The 15,566-nt window shown below is 60.3% G+C and carries 13 protein-coding genes; 5 read left to right on the forward strand and 8 right to left on the reverse strand.

From position 1 onward, the window contains the following. Window positions 1-75 precede the first annotated feature (75 nt). Window positions 76-2,187: a PAS domain-containing sensor histidine kinase gene (locus KGB28_RS04945; protein ID WP_223442934.1), complete on the forward strand. Its 2,112-nt coding sequence runs from the start codon at window positions 76-78 to the stop codon at window positions 2,185-2,187. Here the strand turns inward: KGB28_RS04945 and KGB28_RS04950 are convergent. Next, the gene (locus tag KGB28_RS04950) at window positions 2,177-2,362 is read right to left on the reverse strand and encodes a hypothetical protein (RefSeq protein ID WP_223442937.1); all 186 of its coding nucleotides are present in this window, start codon (window positions 2,360-2,362) and stop codon (window positions 2,177-2,179) included. The two genes, KGB28_RS04945 and KGB28_RS04950, sit on opposite strands and share 11 nt — an antisense overlap. Here KGB28_RS04950 and KGB28_RS04955 point away from each other — a divergent pair. Further along, complete coding sequence (locus KGB28_RS04955) at window positions 2,361-2,594, forward strand: hypothetical protein (RefSeq protein WP_150723611.1); 234 nt, start codon at window positions 2,361-2,363, stop codon at window positions 2,592-2,594. The genes KGB28_RS04950 and KGB28_RS04955 overlap by 2 nt on opposite strands. 107 nt (window positions 2,595-2,701) lie before the next feature. Then, window positions 2,702-2,863 (forward strand): hypothetical protein, encoded by a 162-nt coding sequence (locus KGB28_RS04960; RefSeq protein WP_223443043.1) that lies wholly within the window; start codon window positions 2,702-2,704, stop codon window positions 2,861-2,863. A 134-nt stretch (window positions 2,864-2,997) separates the two neighbouring features. Here the strand turns inward: KGB28_RS04960 and KGB28_RS04965 are convergent, their stop codons facing one another. From KGB28_RS04965 to KGB28_RS04985, 5 genes are all read right to left on the reverse strand, one after another. Continuing rightward, the gene (locus KGB28_RS04965) at window positions 2,998-4,077 is read right to left on the reverse strand and encodes an SMP-30/gluconolactonase/LRE family protein (protein ID WP_223442942.1); all 1,080 of its coding nucleotides are present in this window, start codon (window positions 4,075-4,077) and stop codon (window positions 2,998-3,000) included. Continuing rightward, window positions 4,074-5,219 (reverse strand): sterol desaturase/SRPBCC family protein, encoded by a 1,146-nt coding sequence (locus KGB28_RS04970; RefSeq protein ID WP_223442945.1) that lies wholly within the window; start codon window positions 5,217-5,219, stop codon window positions 4,074-4,076. The genes KGB28_RS04965 and KGB28_RS04970 overlap by 4 nt, the downstream gene beginning before the upstream one ends. Before the next feature lie 106 nt (window positions 5,220-5,325). After that, window positions 5,326-6,189 carry a LysR family transcriptional regulator gene (locus KGB28_RS04975; RefSeq protein WP_223442949.1) on the reverse strand — a complete coding sequence of 288 codons (864 nt, stop codon included), beginning with the start codon at window positions 6,187-6,189 and terminating at the stop codon, window positions 5,326-5,328. Window positions 6,190-6,460: 271 nt separating this feature from the next. Next, window positions 6,461-6,775, reverse strand: coding sequence for an SCP2 sterol-binding domain-containing protein (locus KGB28_RS04980; RefSeq protein ID WP_008015934.1), 315 nt, complete (start codon window positions 6,773-6,775; stop codon window positions 6,461-6,463). Window positions 6,776-6,853: 78 nt separating this feature from the next. Next, window positions 6,854-7,564 carry a histidine phosphatase family protein gene (locus tag KGB28_RS04985; protein WP_223442951.1) on the reverse strand — a complete coding sequence of 237 codons (711 nt, stop codon included), beginning with the start codon at window positions 7,562-7,564 and terminating at the stop codon, window positions 6,854-6,856. Between the two features lie 201 nt (window positions 7,565-7,765). Between KGB28_RS04985 and sohB the strand changes: the two genes are divergently transcribed. Together sohB and KGB28_RS04995 are read left to right on the forward strand one after the other, a co-directional pair. Further along, complete coding sequence (gene sohB, locus KGB28_RS04990) at window positions 7,766-8,788, forward strand: protease SohB (RefSeq protein WP_223442954.1); 1,023 nt, start codon at window positions 7,766-7,768, stop codon at window positions 8,786-8,788. A gap of 188 nt (window positions 8,789-8,976) precedes the next feature. Further along, complete coding sequence (locus tag KGB28_RS04995) at window positions 8,977-12,864, forward strand: dermonecrotic toxin domain-containing protein (protein WP_223442957.1); 3,888 nt, start codon at window positions 8,977-8,979, stop codon at window positions 12,862-12,864. Between the two features lie 51 nt (window positions 12,865-12,915). Here KGB28_RS04995 and KGB28_RS05000 read toward each other — a convergent pair whose 3' ends face one another. Both KGB28_RS05000 and KGB28_RS05005 read right to left on the reverse strand, forming a co-directional pair. Beyond that, the gene (locus tag KGB28_RS05000) at window positions 12,916-13,410 is read right to left on the reverse strand and encodes a DUF934 domain-containing protein (protein ID WP_150723618.1); all 495 of its coding nucleotides are present in this window, start codon (window positions 13,408-13,410) and stop codon (window positions 12,916-12,918) included. Next, window positions 13,394-15,052 carry a nitrite/sulfite reductase gene (locus tag KGB28_RS05005; RefSeq protein ID WP_223442960.1) on the reverse strand — a complete coding sequence of 553 codons (1,659 nt, stop codon included), beginning with the start codon at window positions 15,050-15,052 and terminating at the stop codon, window positions 13,394-13,396. Before KGB28_RS05005 ends, KGB28_RS05000 begins: the two co-directional genes overlap by 17 nt. Window positions 15,053-15,566 lie beyond the last annotated feature (514 nt).

Below are 15,566 nucleotides of genomic sequence, written 5' to 3' on the forward strand. Positions count from 1 at the left end.
TATACCTCTATGAAACGAATAGCGTGCAGGACGCTCGAAACAAACGGGCGCAACTTACCGGGATAGAGCCAGCCGATGCAGTTTCTAGAGGATAGCCACGGGTGCTCCGGGTGGAACGGCGAAATGGCCGGGCGCATTCGTGCGTTCGACTGGAGCCTGACCGAACTTGGCCCGCTCGATTCATGGTCCAGGAGCCTGAGCAGCGCGGTGCAGTTGATGCTCGCGTCCTCGCTGCCGATGGTGATGCTCTGGGGGCAGTCCGGGTACATGATCTATAACGACGCTTACTCCAAGTTTGCCGGTGGGCGTCATCCGTACCTGCTGGGGTCTACGGTGGAGCTGGGTTGGCCAGAAGTCGCCGAATTCAATCGCCACGTGGTCGACACCTGCCTGGCGGGCGGCACCTTGTCCTATCGCAACAAAGAACTGGAGCTGCTGCGTGACGGGGTTCCGGAAGATGTCTGGATGGACCTCTACTACAGCCCGGTGGCTGACGATGACGGACGTCCGGCCGGGGTCATGTCCATGGTGGTGGAAACCACGGAGCGGGTGATATCCGAGCAACGCCGACAAGTGGCTGAAGACGCTTATCGTGCGGATAACGAGCGGGTACGCCTGGCGTTGAACGCCGGTGCCTTGCTCGGTTCCTTTGTCTGGGACATCAAGGCCAACGTGCTGACGGGTGATGAGCGCTTCGCTCGCACGTTCTCTTATCCACCCGGGCAAGACTTGGGCAACCTGTCTCAGGAGATCGTCGAAGGGCGGATCCATCCGGACGACCGCAGTTGGGTTCAGGAACGGGCCACGCTGGCGGTCGAGACTGGCGAACCCTACAACGTCGAGTACCGGATCCAGCGCCCCGACGGCAGTTACTTCTGGGTGCTCGCCAGCGGTTGCTGCGAATTCGATGAGCAAGGCGAGGCATTTCGTTTCCCCGGCGTGCTGATCGATATTCACGAGCGCAAGATCGCCGAAGAATCCCTGCTCAAGTTCACCCGCAACCTGGAGCAACGGGTGGCCGATGAGGTCGAGGCAAGGCTGGCGGCGGAAGAACAACTGCGCCAGTCACAGAAACTCGAAGCCATCGGTGGCCTCACCGGCGGTGTGGCCCATGACTTCAACAACCTGTTGCAAGTGATCGCTGGCAACCTGCACCTGTTGGCACGCCATGAGCCGAATAACCCCAATGTGCAGCGCCGGGTATCGGCGTCGATTGCCGCGGTCGAGCGCGGTGCCAAACTGTCCTCGCAACTGCTTGCATTCGCCCGTCGCCAACCGTTGTCGCCCGCGGTCTCCACGTTGCGGCAGATTTTCGATGGCCTGGCGGAGCTGTTGCAGCGTGCCTTGGGGGAAACCCTTCAGGTGCACATGGCAGCGCCTGAAGATTCCTGGAATGTGTTTGTCGATCGCAATCAACTGGAAAACGCCATTCTCAACCTGGCGATCAATGCCCGGGACGCCATGCAGGGTGAGGGGACCATTGATCTTTGTGCGGACAACATCGTCCTCGATCGCAAGTTTTGCGCCGGCAAGGGCATTGCTGCCGGGGACTATGTGCGGGTTTCCGTGACGGATACCGGCGTCGGCATGCCGCCGCAGGTGCTGGCCCAGGCATTCGAGCCGTTCTTTACCACCAAGGCCGACGGGCAGGGCACCGGATTGGGCCTGAGCATGGTGTTTGGCTTCGTCAAGCAGAGTGGCGGTCATATCGAAATCGCCAGCGACGTGGGGCAGGGGACCCGGGTGCAGTTGTACTTTCCGCGTACCTTGCGCGCGGTACCCAGCGAAACGCCGGGCCCTGTTGTGCCGCAACGGGGCGGGCACGAACGCATCCTCGTGGTCGAAGACAATGAGGCCGTGCGGGTGTCGGCGGTGGAGTTGTTGCGCGAAGAGGGCTATCAAGTCCTGACGGCGACCAACGGTGATGTCGCCATGCAAATGTTGCTGGAAGGGGTGACCGTGGACCTGATATTCACCGACGTGGTCATGCCCGGCCTGATCAAGAGTTCGGATCTGGCGGCCTGGGCGAAAGTGCAAGAACCACCGGTGGCCGTGCTGTTCACCTCGGGGCATACCCGCGACATCATCTCGCGCAATCACCAGCTCAGCCCCGACACTCACCTGTTGAGCAAACCCTACAATCCCGAAGCACTCAGGCAGATGGTGCGCATGGTGCTTAACGGCTGAAACCAGTGGAGGCGCCGGTGCAGGCAAAGGTTTTATCGCCTGTGCGACAGGACGACGAACGGGCACCGCTGGTCTGACAGGTGGTCGACAGAACGGGCAAACCGAGGCCATTCTGATAGTTGGTGAACGCAATTGATCGCGTTTCGCTGCCGATCAACAAACGGAGGTGTTCCATGCCGGTGCCCCATGACCTTTATCAGGATCTGAAACGCTCAAAGGAAGAAATCCAGCAGAAACGCACCAAGGATCCGTTACTGGATTCACTGCTTAACAAGTATTCCCAGGCGGATGCCGAAGTGGTGAAAGCAGAGGAGGCCAAGTCCAACGATGACACCGTAAGGAAGCTCAAGGAGGTACGTCTGCTGGTCAAGGACAAGATCGTCAAGCAATTGGGCTCGACATCCTGACCCAGCGTACTGCCACCGACGACCGGTGGCCGGAAAGTTGGAACGGCAACCAGAACCGGCACCTCGAATGCTCAGAGACGATGTTACGGCTCTCAACGAGGTGCCTCATGACCCAGCCAAAATATCCCAGTGAACAACAGGGCGGCTACGACCCGATCCCCACTCATCCCGAACCGCTGAGCCCCGAACACACCACGGTCAATCCCGAGGAAGAGCCGGGCATTGATGAATGGCCGGAAGATGAAGGTGTCGACTCGGACACTGAGTGAACGCTGTCCCTGTGGGAGCGGGCTTGCTCGCGAATTGGGCCTGCCAGTCAATGTCGATGTTGAATGTGCTGACGTCTTCGCGAGCAAGCCCGCTCCCACAGGGGGTCTTCGGTGAATTCAGGAAGGGGGACTGCTCATTGCAATGCCTTGCTCAACGGCAATCGCACCATGTTCTGCGCTTTCAGTGAACCGAAATACAACCAGTCCCCATACTCGCGCACCGTGGTGATCGGTGAGTAGTTGTCGCTGCTGCCGTCCTGCAGGTTGGCGATCACTTTGCCCTCAAGGTCCAGGCCCAGGGCAAATCCGCGTTTTTCCACGGGTTTGGGCAAGACGGTCATGGCCCGCACGATCATCTTGCGTACCAACGGATGCGCCGCCGTGGCGTCGAGCAATGGGTTTCGGGGGGCATACAGGGCCACCCAGAAGCGGTCGTGGCCATTGAACGACAGGTTGTCCGGCAGCCCTGGCAGGTTGTCGATAAACAGGTCGTGGGTACCGGCCTTCGGACCGCTGAGCCAATAACGGCTGATGCGGTAGGCACCGGTTTCATTGACCAGTACATAGGCATCGTCCGGTCCCAGGGTCACGCCGTTGGCAAACTCCAGCTTATCCAGCACAACCGACGTCTTGCCGGTCTGGAAGTCGTAGCGCAGCAGTCGACCGTCGCCGCCGTGTTCGATCACGGCCTCTGCGTCGTGACCATAGCCGAAGCGGCTCGAAGCATCGCTGAAATAAGCGTAGTGACCAGGTTTGTCGATAACCACATCGTCGATAAAACCGAAGGGAACGCCGCCGGCCTCTGTGGTCAAGGCCACCAGGCGTCCCTGGGCGTCGAGGGACAACAAGCCTTTGACGGCATCGGCGATCACCAGCAGACCATTGGGATGCCGGGCCAGACCCAGTGGCCGGCCACCGGTAACGGCCAGGACTTTGGTGGTCTTGCCGTCCAGGCTCGTGCGGATCAGGCGACCGTCGTGCAGGCCGGTGATGAGTGTGTCGTTTTCCAGCAGCAAGGCTTCCGGCCCGTCGATGTTGGCGGCACCCACGCGTTCCACCCCCTTGAGCCGCTGATTGTCGGCGTAGATTCCGCTGGTGAGGGACGGCGCAGGTTGTGGTGTCCAGGCCACCGGTCGCACCTTGGTCGGCATCAGCAACAGAAAGGCGCCGATAACGACGATGACCAGCAACAGACATTTGAAGGTTCTGCTCACGCGCCGACCCCTGTCGCCACCAGGTACTTCTGCGCCATGTCGCGCAACGCCAGCATCGACGCCGCCGATTCCCGATCGATGCGCCGCTTGAGCAACAACCGGTTGGCAATGCGCATCGCCAGGCCGCTGAATTGATACTCAAGGGTGCGGACGAAGCGGGTGTCCTCGCCTGTGGCATCGCATTCATAGGTCACCACCAGCGACAGGCCGTGATCACCCCGGGCCTCAGCGCTCCAGCGCCGTCCGGGCAGATATTCCGTCACTTCCCATCTCAAGTGCCCGTCGCGCCCGCCGGCACGGATGTCTTCCTCGAAACGTGCGCCGGCATACAACGGACCTTTTGGCCCATCGATGCGCAGCGACGACGGATGCCATTGCGGCCAAAGGGTCACGGTGCTGGCGTAGGCAAGTACCTCGACCGGGTTTCCGGCAATGACAATCTGATGCTGCATGCGGGTCATGGGCGTTCTCGTCGGGTTGAGCGGCGCAGGTTCCGGCTCCCAATAGAGGGTGCCGAACAGGTAGTCCATCAGCGGGAAAACGATGTTGAAATTACGCTCCTGCATCAATTCGCGGCGGTGATGCAGTTCGTGCAGCCGGCGCATCTGGCGGATCCACGGCAATCGTGTGGCCAGGTTGCGCGACGGCAGATGCTCGCAGGCATGAAACACTTCGTAAGTCAGGTAACCGAGGACAAGAAGGCCGCCGACCAATCCGGCGACGTTGGTATTGATGTGCTTGAGCAGCCACCAGAGAGGCAGGGCGACCGCGAGGGTGTGCAGCACGATCAGCCACGCCGGAAACAGAATCACCCGCCAGTCGCGGGCGCTGTCGTAGGTCATGTGGCCAGGGGTGAAAAAACTGTGGTGGTCGACTGCGTGACGGGCATAAAACAGCCGGGCGAAGCTCTTTTTATGATGCCCCAGGTGGCGATGCACCATGTACACACCGAGGTTGAACAACAGCAGCGTGACGGGCACCGCCAGCCATTCCGCTGGCCGCACCTGATGTACGTTGCTCCAGAAAGCGCTAATCGCCACTGCCCCGAACACCAGGACAAACACGCCGTGCAGCCAGGGGTTGTAGAGCGGATGAATGTCGGCGCGGTAACGGCTGCGGAATCCTTCGGTGGTCTGCCTCACTGCAATCACCTGTCGTTTTTGTTATCTCTTTCAGATTAGCCGATCCCGGTGATTTGACGGAGCGAACCTTGAGGACACAACGGCCATGATCCGGTGCAAACCGGTCTCAGGTCAGCGGATCCCAGCGTTGCGACCAGTCTTCGTCGGAATCGATGACCTTGCGCAGCAGGTCGAAGGCGCGTTGCAGTGTCGGCGAGTCACGATCGCGCGAGTAGACCAGATAGGTCGGGTAGCTGAATTCCGGCGCCTTGGGCACCCGTTCCAGGGCGCCGCTTTGCAGATAGCTCTGCACGACGCGGGTACGGAAGTAGCCACTGCCGCCGTTTTCGAGAAGGTACTGCAAGCCCAGCGGGCCGAGATTGAAACTCAGCGCGGCCTTGGCTTTTTCCGGTAGGGCAGCGTCGTGCTGGCGTCGGAATTCGCTGCCCCAATCGATGTACACATAGGGATCGGGCTTGTCGGCCTGGCGCACGAGAATCAGTTTTTCTTCGAGAATCTGCTCGACTTGCAAGCGCGGCCAGTACTCGGGCTGATACACCAGCGCGGCATCCAGAACGCCCAACTCCAGTTGGCGCAGCAGGTTTTCGCCGTCGCGGATTTCCATGCGCAGGGCATGGCTGGGGATATTCTGGCGAATTTCGCCGGCCCAGCCGAGCATCAGCGGGTTGCACAGACTCACCTCGCCGCCGATGTGCAGCACATCCCGATAACCCTCGGGCAACGGCAAATCACGCCGCGCGGCTTCCCAGGTTTGCACCAGCTGATTGGCGTACACCACGAACGCTTCACCGTTGGGCGTCAGGCGGGCACCGGCACGATTGCGCACGAACAGGGTGCTGCCCAGCTGGCTCTCGAGTTTTTGCACCCGCGCGGTGATCGCGGTCTGGGTGACATGGAGTTTTTCCGCGGCGGCAGCCAGGCTGCCATGGCGGACGATTTCGAGGAAGGTGCGGGCGAGGTCGATGTCCATGGGGCGGCCGGTGTTGTAAGTGCTCGCATTGTAAGAGCGGATACCTCATTGGTACCACTCATACCCTGTGGCGAGGGGGCTTGCCCCCGTTGGGGCGCGAAGCGGCCCTTTAGACCCGCTCAAACATAGCGGGGCTTCGGATTGACGACTGCTACGCAGCCGAACGGGGGCGAGCCCCCTCGCCACAGGGAAGGCAGAAACGACGAATCCCGCCACTAAGGGCGGGATTCGTTTGCAGCAGGCACGCTCCCGAAGTTCGGGAGCCCAGTGCTTACGACGGGAACAGCTCGGACAGTTTCATCGCCAGCATCATGTCGCCTTCAGCGCGCAGTTTGCCGCCCATGAACGCTTGCATACCGTCAGTCGAGCCGTCGACGATGCCTTCCAGGGTTTCGCCGTCCATCACCAGGGTCACCTGGGCGTCCGGGTTCTCGCCTTCCTGCAGCTCGCAGGTGCTGTCTTTGACGATCAGCGAGAAGTTCTTGGTGTCGTCGATGCGGAAACCGAAAACCAGGTCCAGACCGGCAGCAGCGGCTGGGTTGAACTTGGCTTTCATTGCTTGTACGGCGTCTGCTACGGAGGTCATGGTTCGATCCTTTCTTGAGTAATAAGAGCTGGGTAATAAGAGCTGGGTGATTACAGCCAGGGTCACAAAAGTCCGGACTCAGCGAAACGTGATGAGTTCCGGGGCCTTCAACAGTTGCAGGTGCGCATGACCGTTGAAGGAAGCCAGGGACACCTCGCGACCACGAAACTTCAGCAGGTTGAGCGAGGTGTTGACGATTTGCCAGTTCAATTCAAAGGCCTGCCGGGCAGGCATTTGCGTAATCAGGTGGAGCAGGGCGGTGATGGTACCGCCGGATGTGAACACGGCGATTTTCTGGGTGTTGTCGGCCTGGTCGAGGATGCGGTGCAGACCAGCCTGCACCCGCTCGACAAACCCCAGCCAACTTTCCAGGCCCGGTGTGTCAAAGGTGCCGGCCAGCCAGCGTTCGATGATCAGGGCGAAGATACGCTGGAACTCACCGCGGTTTTGCGCGGCGTTGCGCAGGATGTCCAGGGCTTCGGGTTCGTCCGGCAGCATGGCCGGCAACAGCGCGCGGATCACCGCATCGGCGTCGAACTCGTTGAAGGCGCAGTCGGTTTCCAGCAGCGGCACCGGCAGGCCCACCGCGGCGAATTGCTCCAGCGCGCTGTTGGCCGTGTGCTGCTGGCGGCGCAAATCTCCCGCCAGGCAGCGGTCGAAGCTGATCCCGAGTTCGGCCAGGTGCCGGCCAAGGATTTCAGCCTGACGAATGCCGGTCGGCGACAGGACGTCGTAGTCGTCCGCACCAAAGGAGGCCTGGCCATGTCGAATCAAATAGATGCTGCCCACGTCCGCGTCTTCCCGGTACGTTGAAGGTTTGGCGAGGTTATGAGGATGGCGGTGTGCTGTCAATGAAAAAACATACGCTTGTTTGAAATGCCCGTTACAGGCCTGTTGTCAGGGCTTTGACGGCTGGTCGCAAGGTCGGCGCATGGGTATGCTGGAGGTATCCCGCGCGCGTTCGAGCCGCGCATCGTTTGAGGAGTCCCTGTGGAGTTTTTTTCCGAGTACGCCATATTTCTGGCCAAGACCGTGACCCTGGTGATTGCCATTCTGGTGGTCCTGGCCAGTTTTGCGGCCTTGCGCAGCAAGGGGCGGCGCAAGTCGTCCGGCCAGTTGCAGGTTAGCAAGCTCAATGATTTCTACAAAGAGCTGCGCGAACGCCTGGAGCAGACCTTGCTCGACAAGGACCAGCTCAAGGCCTTGCGCAAGACCCAGGCTAAAACCGACAAAAAGCAGAAGAAAAAACCCGAGGCCAAACCCCGGGTGTTCGTGCTGGATTTCAATGGCGATATCAAGGCTTCGGCCACCGAAAGCCTGCGCCACGAAATCACTGCCTTGCTGACCCTGGCCACACCGAAGGACGAAGTGGTGCTGCGCCTGGAGAGCGGCGGTGGCATGGTTCACAGCTACGGCCTGGCCTCCTCGCAACTGGCACGAATCCGTGAGGCCGGCGTGCCCTTGACCGTGTGCATCGACAAGGTCGCGGCCAGTGGCGGCTACATGATGGCGTGCATTGGGCAGAAGATCATCAGTGCACCCTTCGCGATTCTCGGCTCGATTGGCGTGGTGGCGCAGTTGCCCAACGTCAATCGCTTGCTGAAAAAGCACGACATCGATTTCGAAGTGCTGACCGCCGGTGAATACAAACGCACCCTGACTGTGTTTGGCGAAAACACCGAGAAGGGCCGGGAGAAGTTCCAGCAAGACCTGGACATCACCCATCAACTGTTCAAGAACTTCGTGTCGCGCTATCGCCCGCAACTGGCGATCGATGAAGTGGCCACCGGCGAAATCTGGCTCGGTGTCGCAGCGCTGGACAAACAACTGGTCGACGAACTCAAGACCAGTGATGAATACCTCTCCGAGCGCGCCAGCAAGTCCGAGCTCTATCACTTGCATTACGCCGAACGTAAAAGCCTGCCGGAGCGCATTGGCATGGCCGCCAGCGGCTCGGTCGATCGTGTGCTGCTGAACTGGTGGAGCCGATTGACCCAGCAACGCTTCTGGTAACGGGCCAGGAGATACAACAAAACATCCAGCCGGGGCATTTGCCCCGGTTTTTTTTTGCCTGCGAATGCCTGCCCGATGTCCTCCACGGCACGGCGAAATCTCTGTAGCCAGCAGGCGACCGTTCCTGCTTTCGGCAACGCGGTGGCTGGTTATGTTGGTGTTCCAAAAACAGTTGCCATGGAATGCACATGAATGACCATCAGACACCGCTTCATTCCGAACCTGCGCCGCTGCGCGAAACACTGAAATCTGTGGTGAACGCGGCTTTACCGCAGTCTCCCGAGCAGTTCGGTGCGCAATTGATCAAGGCAAAATGGGCGCAAGACATCGACCCGCAAAACGCCCTGTTGGTCACGCTGGATTACCGCTACCGCGGGCACCCGCCGCAGGACGGCATCGAGCAAGGCCAGGTGGCAAACACGCAAACCCTGGTGCAGGCGTTGCTGGCGAACTACCAGACCGTCGGTGACGGGCGTTTTGCCGAAAGCCTATTGGGCTTGTTCACACCGCCCGATGTCGGCCCGTCCATTCGCATCGTGGCGCATGTCGATGAATTCGCCGACCACGGCAATGGCAACCACCATACCTACGAAGGCATCTATCGCCGGGCCTCGCCCCAGATGTATGGGCCGGCAACGCAAATTGCCCTGAGGCCAGCGGCGTTCAAACAGTGGGTGTGGGAACTGGATCTGCAAACCCTCTATCAGGCTTACCTTGATCGCACCTGGCCCTCCGACAAGCGAATCGCCCAGGCGCAGCCTTACGACCTGAGAACCTCGGCCAAGGCCGCCTTTATCATGAGCGCCTGCCTGCAACATCAGGAGGGCAGTTTGAGTCAGGAAGGCCTGGCCTTGGCCATGCAGGCCGCCGGCTTGCCAGCGGAGCAGGCCTGGAGTGCGTTGACCATCGATCAGGTGCAGGCGCCCACTCGCGTCAGTGCGCCGATCGAAGTTGGTCGGCTGACGATCTATCGCTACACATCGGACGATATCTGGTGTTATCGCCACCGTCACAGCGGCCGGGTCTTGTTGAATATTCCCGGCAACTCCTCACCCTTACATGAATTCGCCGACTGGCGGCACCTGCGCCAATGGATCGTGGCCCAAGGCAGGGTTGCCGCCACACGGCAAGCGCTGGTCGCGCATTTTGCCGAGGACGATCGTGAAGACGGCACCTTCCATGCGGGCGTATTGACGGCGTTGGAGGGCACGGCGGTTTACCCGAAGGAGCACTGGCTGAAAAAGAACGCGGGGTTCTTCAACAACGACGGTTTCTGGGACCCGCAGGACTACATCGACCTTGAGCGTGCGCCAGCCGACACCGATCCGTTCGCGCAACTGGTACTGACCATGAAGCAGGCCTCCATGGCCAGCGTCAAAACCATCCGTGACGATGCCCAGGTCAATCGCGACAACCTGAGCGCGGTGGTGGAACCGCTTGTGCAATGGATCAACCGGCTGGGACCTTTGGCATTGTTCATTCCGGGAGGTGAGGGCGTCCTGGTGCTGGCCGGGCTGATCGACGCCGGTTATGGCCTCGATCAGGCCATCAACGGTAAAACACCGGAGCAGCGATCCGAAGGCGTGACGCGTACGGTGTTCGGCTTGCTCAATGCACTCCCGTTGGTCGGGGCGGTGGCGGCACTCAAGGGCGAAGAGAAAATCGCCGGAACGCTGCACGAGCCGGGGGAGCCCGGGAACGAGCCGCATCCCGGAGCGCCGGCCGAGCCCACAACCGGGTCGGTTTCGGCACCGGTGTCGACACGTGTGGAGTTGATGCGTGGCATTTGCGCACCGCTTGCGGCCTTCAGTGATGAGGTATTGGCGCAGATCGCGCGGATCAGCACGGTCGACGACGATATGCTGCGTCTGATGCAGGCCGGTCGTGCGCCGACGCCGTCGCTTGCCGACACCATCACTCGCTTCAAGCTCGATCAGGAGCTCGAGGCCGTCGCCGATCCGCAAGCGCGGGCCGGATTGTTCAACGCCCGCTATCAGGCGCTCCAGCACTCGGACCAGGATTGGATTCGCCTGTTTCAGCGCGAGTACCCCGATTTGCCGAAAAGTGCCGTGGAGCAGATCCTCGACCGTTCGGGGGTCGACATCGATCGGCCCGTCGATGCTGACGATGCGCTGCAACTGTTCAAGCGCCTGGACAACAAGGCGCGAGAGTATCAGCAGCATGTACGGCTGAACCGTGCCTATGAGGGCCTCTGCTTGCGTTCGGTCAGCCATCCCGATTCCGATGTCCTGGCGTTGCATTCCCTGCAACGCCTGCCTGGTTGGCCGAAAGGCTTGCGCATCGAAGTGCTCGACGGGTCAATCAGTGGTCGGGTCCTGGACCGTTGCGGCCCGCTCGATTCGGCGGATTGCCGGCGCTTGATCAAGGCCGGTGATCGCTATCGGTATGCCACGGTGGCGGCTACCGACGGCGAGGGTTCGGATCTGTTTGCTGCGCTGGTCGATCTAATGTCAGGGGAGGAGCGCGTGGTGATGTCGCTAAGCTCGCCCGACGCGGCCAGCCAGTTGCGCCTGCGTATTGGCGGGCACGCCTTGTCCCGCTCTGAACTGATACTCGGCCTGGATCGAATGGATTCGCGGTTGCCCTTCGAAGCCAGGGGATTGCGCGGCGGCGGCTTTCCGAACACGCCACAGGCCGCGGCGCTGACTCACGAAATCATGCGCCTGCAGGTCAAGGATCTGTATCCGGATTTCACCGATGCCCAGGCGGATGAGTTGCTTATTAACGCGGGTGCCGGGGCGCAAGCGTTGGTGGATCGCCTGATTCTCGAGATGCAGCAATTGCATGCCGATCTGCGCCACTGGGTTGAGCAGGCCGTGCTGGATGTCGATGACATGGACGTAGATTTTCTCGCTGTGGACGATGATGATGCCGCGGGCATGAGTCCTCAGCAGGTGGCGGCGCACAATGTCGAACTGCTGCAAACCGTGATCGATTACGAGCGTGAAACGCGAATTGAGCTGGGCGATGAGCTGATGAGCATCTGGCAAAAATGCCCGCCGCAGATCAATAGAGTGGTGTCTGGTGAGGTGTTTTCCGGCTACAGGCTGGATCTGGGTTTCGAGGACTACCATCGGTTGCCGACGATGAACGTGCGCTTCAATGAGGTCGTCGAGCTATCGATGCAGGGCCTGCACCTTATCGAGCGCGAGAGCCTGAACGCTTTTCTCGAAAGTTTTCCCAATCTGCACTCCCTGAACCTGGAACGCGTGGATCTGCGTCGGCTCAATGCAGACGATGTGCTGGAGGGGGTATTGCCTCCACCGGTTCGGCAAATGACTCGACTCACAACGCTCAACCTGAGTTCAACCTTTCTTCAGCTTCAGGAGAACACGGCTTCGCAATTTCGTGATCTGGTGAGCCTGCAAGCGCTGGACCTGAGTGACAACCCGTTGACTGTCCCGCCCGTGGTATTGGGGTTGAATGAGTTGCGTGTATTGAACCTGAGAAACACTCGGATCAGCCATTGTCCGATTGGCATCGCCGATCAGCCGTACCTCACCTCGCTCGACTTGCGAGGCAACCGGATCCGCCGGGTTCCCTACGCGATACTCAATCAGGCGGTCTCCCGGGACCGGGTGAAACTGTGGGGTAATCCGCTGACGGATGAAGAGACGTTGTTGCGCCTGGTCGATCATCGCGAGCGCACCGGTATCAATCTGTGGCTGAGTGAGCCGGGTGCCGATTATGGCGGTGCGACGCCCTGGTTGGAGGAGGGCGATGAAAGCGTGCGCGAGGCGCGGCAACAGATCTGGCAACGATTGGCCGTCAAGCCATCGGGCAGTACGTTGCTCCGGGTCATGGATGGATTGCGCCTGACGGCAGATTTTGAGGTCGGCTATCGGTCGCTGCAGGCACGCGTGTGGCGGCTGCTCCACGAGGCGGATACGTCAGAAGAGTTGTGGGGTTGGTTGCGGCAGTGCGTCGAAACGCGGATGGCCGATGCGCAGAATCCGTTCCGGTTGTTCGTGGTGCTAGAGGATCGAGTCCGGCTGTACCGCGATTGGGTCGCCATGGGGCGGCCGATGCCGCTGGCCGATTATCCGGTGTTTTAGCGGGAAGGGTAAAACGCCTTGAACCCCGGGCCGGGGTTCAAGGCGTGACGGTCAGCGGCGACGGAACAGCGGTAGCGGTTCGTCGGTAGCTGCCTGATAGGACACCGAGAAGTCCTTGAGGCCTTCAAGGGCTTCGTGCGGGTCTTTGTCGGCGCGAATGGCGAACGCGTCGAAACCACAGCGATGCATGTAGAACAACTGGTCACGCAGCACGTCGCCAATGGCCCGCAATTCGCCCTTGAAACCGTAACGGTCACGCAGCAGGCGGGCGTTGGAGTAGTTGCGGCCATCGGTGAATGCCGGGAAGTTCAGGGCGATAACCTGGAACTGCGCCACGTCTTCGCCGATCTCCTCGGCTTCTTCATCGGCGTCCAGCCAGATGCCCAAACCGCCGTCACGGGCCAGGAGCATGCGGCTGTGTTCACGCCACAGCTGCAACGGCACGATGAGGTCGTCGCAGTTGCTGATCTCGTCGATGTTGAAATCCTTGGGCAGCAGGTGCCAGGTCTCGTCGACGACCTCGTTGTTCTTAATTATTCGCTGCATAGACACGCTCCTTGAAGAGGTCGATGCCAATACGCTGATAGGTGTCGATGAAGCGTTCGTCTTCGGTACGTTGTTCGATGTACACGTCGATCAGCTTTTCGATCACGTCAGGCATGGCTTCCTGGGCAAAGGACGGGCCGAGGATCTTGCCCAGGCTGGCGTCACGGCTGGCGCTGCCGCCGAGGGAAACCTGATAGAACTCTTCGCCTTTCTTGTCCACCCCCAGGATGCCGATGTGGCCGACGTGGTGGTGACCACAGGCGTTCATGCAGCCGGAGATGTTCAGGTCCAGTTCGCCGATGTCGAACAGGTAGTCCAGGTCGTCGAAACGGCGCTGGATCGCTTCGGCGATCGGGATCGACTTGGCGTTGGCCAGGGAGCAGAAATCGCCGCCCGGGCAGCAGATGATGTCGGTCAGCAGGCCGATGTTCGGCGTGGCGAAGCCTTGCTCGCGCAGTTCGCCCCACATGGCGAACAGTTTGTCCTGCTCAACGTCGGCCAGGATGATGTTCTGCTCGTGGGAGGTGCGCAGTTGACCGAAGCTGTAGCGGTCGGCCAGGTCGGCCACGGCGTCGAGCTGCTTGTCGGTGATGTCGCCCGGTGCAACGCCGGTTGGCTTCAGGGACAAGGTCACGGCCACATAACCCGGCTTCTTGTGGGCCAGGGTATTGCGTACGCGCCAGCGGGCGAAGCCCGGGTGTTGCTGGTCGAGCTCGGCCAGTGCGGCGGCCTGGTTTTCCAGGGCCTTGTAGTCCGGGTCGACGAAATGCTTGGCGACGCGCTGCACTTCGGCTTCGGTCAATGTGGTCTGGCCACCGCGCAGGTGCTCCATTTCCGCATCGACTTTTTGCGCGAAGACTTCAGGCGTCAGCGCCTTGACCAGGATCTTGATCCGCGCCTTGTACTTGTTGTCGCGACGGCCATAGCGGTTGTAGACCCGCAGGATGGCGTCGAGGTAGCTCAACAGGTCTTGCCACGGCAGGAATTCATTGATGAACGCACCGACCACTGGCGTACGGCCCAGGCCGCCGCCGACCAACACACGGAAGCCCAGTTCGCCAGCGGCGTTGTGCACCGGCTCAAGGCCGATGTCATGGACTTCGATGGCGGCACGGTCGGAAGTCGAACCGTTGACGGCTATCTTGAATTTGCGCGGCAGGTAGGCGAATTCCGGGTGGAACGTGGTCCACTGGCGGACAATCTCGCACCATGGGCGCGGGTCGATCAGTTCGTCGGCAGCGACACCGGCAAACTGGTCGGTGGTGACGTTGCGCAGGCAGTTGCCGCTGGTCTGGATCGCGTGCATCTGCACGGTGGCCAGTTCAGCGAGAATGTCCGGAATGTCTTCCACGGCTGGCCAGTTGAACTGCACGTTCTGCCGGGTACTGATGTGGGCGTAGCCCTTGTCGTAGTCGCGGGCAATTTTGGCCATCATGCGAATTTGGCGCGAAGTCAGTTGGCCGTATGGCACGGCGACTCGCAACATAGGCGCGAAACGCTGGATATAAAGGCCATTTTGCAGGCGCAGCGGGCGGAATTCTTCTTCGCTCAGCTCGCCTGCCAGATAGCGTCGGGTCTGATCACGGAACTGCTTGACGCGGTCCTCGATGATCCGCTGATCGTATTCGTCGTATACGTACATATAAGTCCTGTTCTCAGGCTTGGGCCGGTCGGAAACAGCGGCGTTTTTTGGCTTGCTGGCGTCCGATAAAACCTCGGCAATTCTGCGCGCACGGCCGCGCACTCCCTACGGAGCCGGGGCAAGATAACAGTTTGCAGTTATGCGTAAAAGTGATGTTTGAGCATATGTAAAGAACCAAATCGCCTAATGAGAATCGTTGTTGCAAAGACCCTGTTTGTGGTGCGGGCAATCGTCGTCTTTACTGTGCTCGAGTCTTTATGCAATCACCGATAAAACCGACAAGAGGCGATGCAATGAGCAACCCAACCAAAGCACGGAAAAGCGATAGCACCGTTGATGCATGGGCAATTTTGTTCCTGATCATTCTGGTCGTGGGGACGGCGGTTTTCTGGGTCAGCCATCAGTAAGCGACCCCGTCCGGGCCCGGTTCCGACGATTGTCTGACAAAAACCGGAAAAGTCGCCGTTTTACGGAGGTTCGCTGGCTATAATGCGCGGCGAATTTCCGGGGGCTC

The organism is Pseudomonas sp. BF-R-19 (genome assembly GCF_019956445.1).
GTDB lineage: Bacteria > Pseudomonadota > Gammaproteobacteria > Pseudomonadales > Pseudomonadaceae > Aquipseudomonas > Aquipseudomonas fluorescens_BH.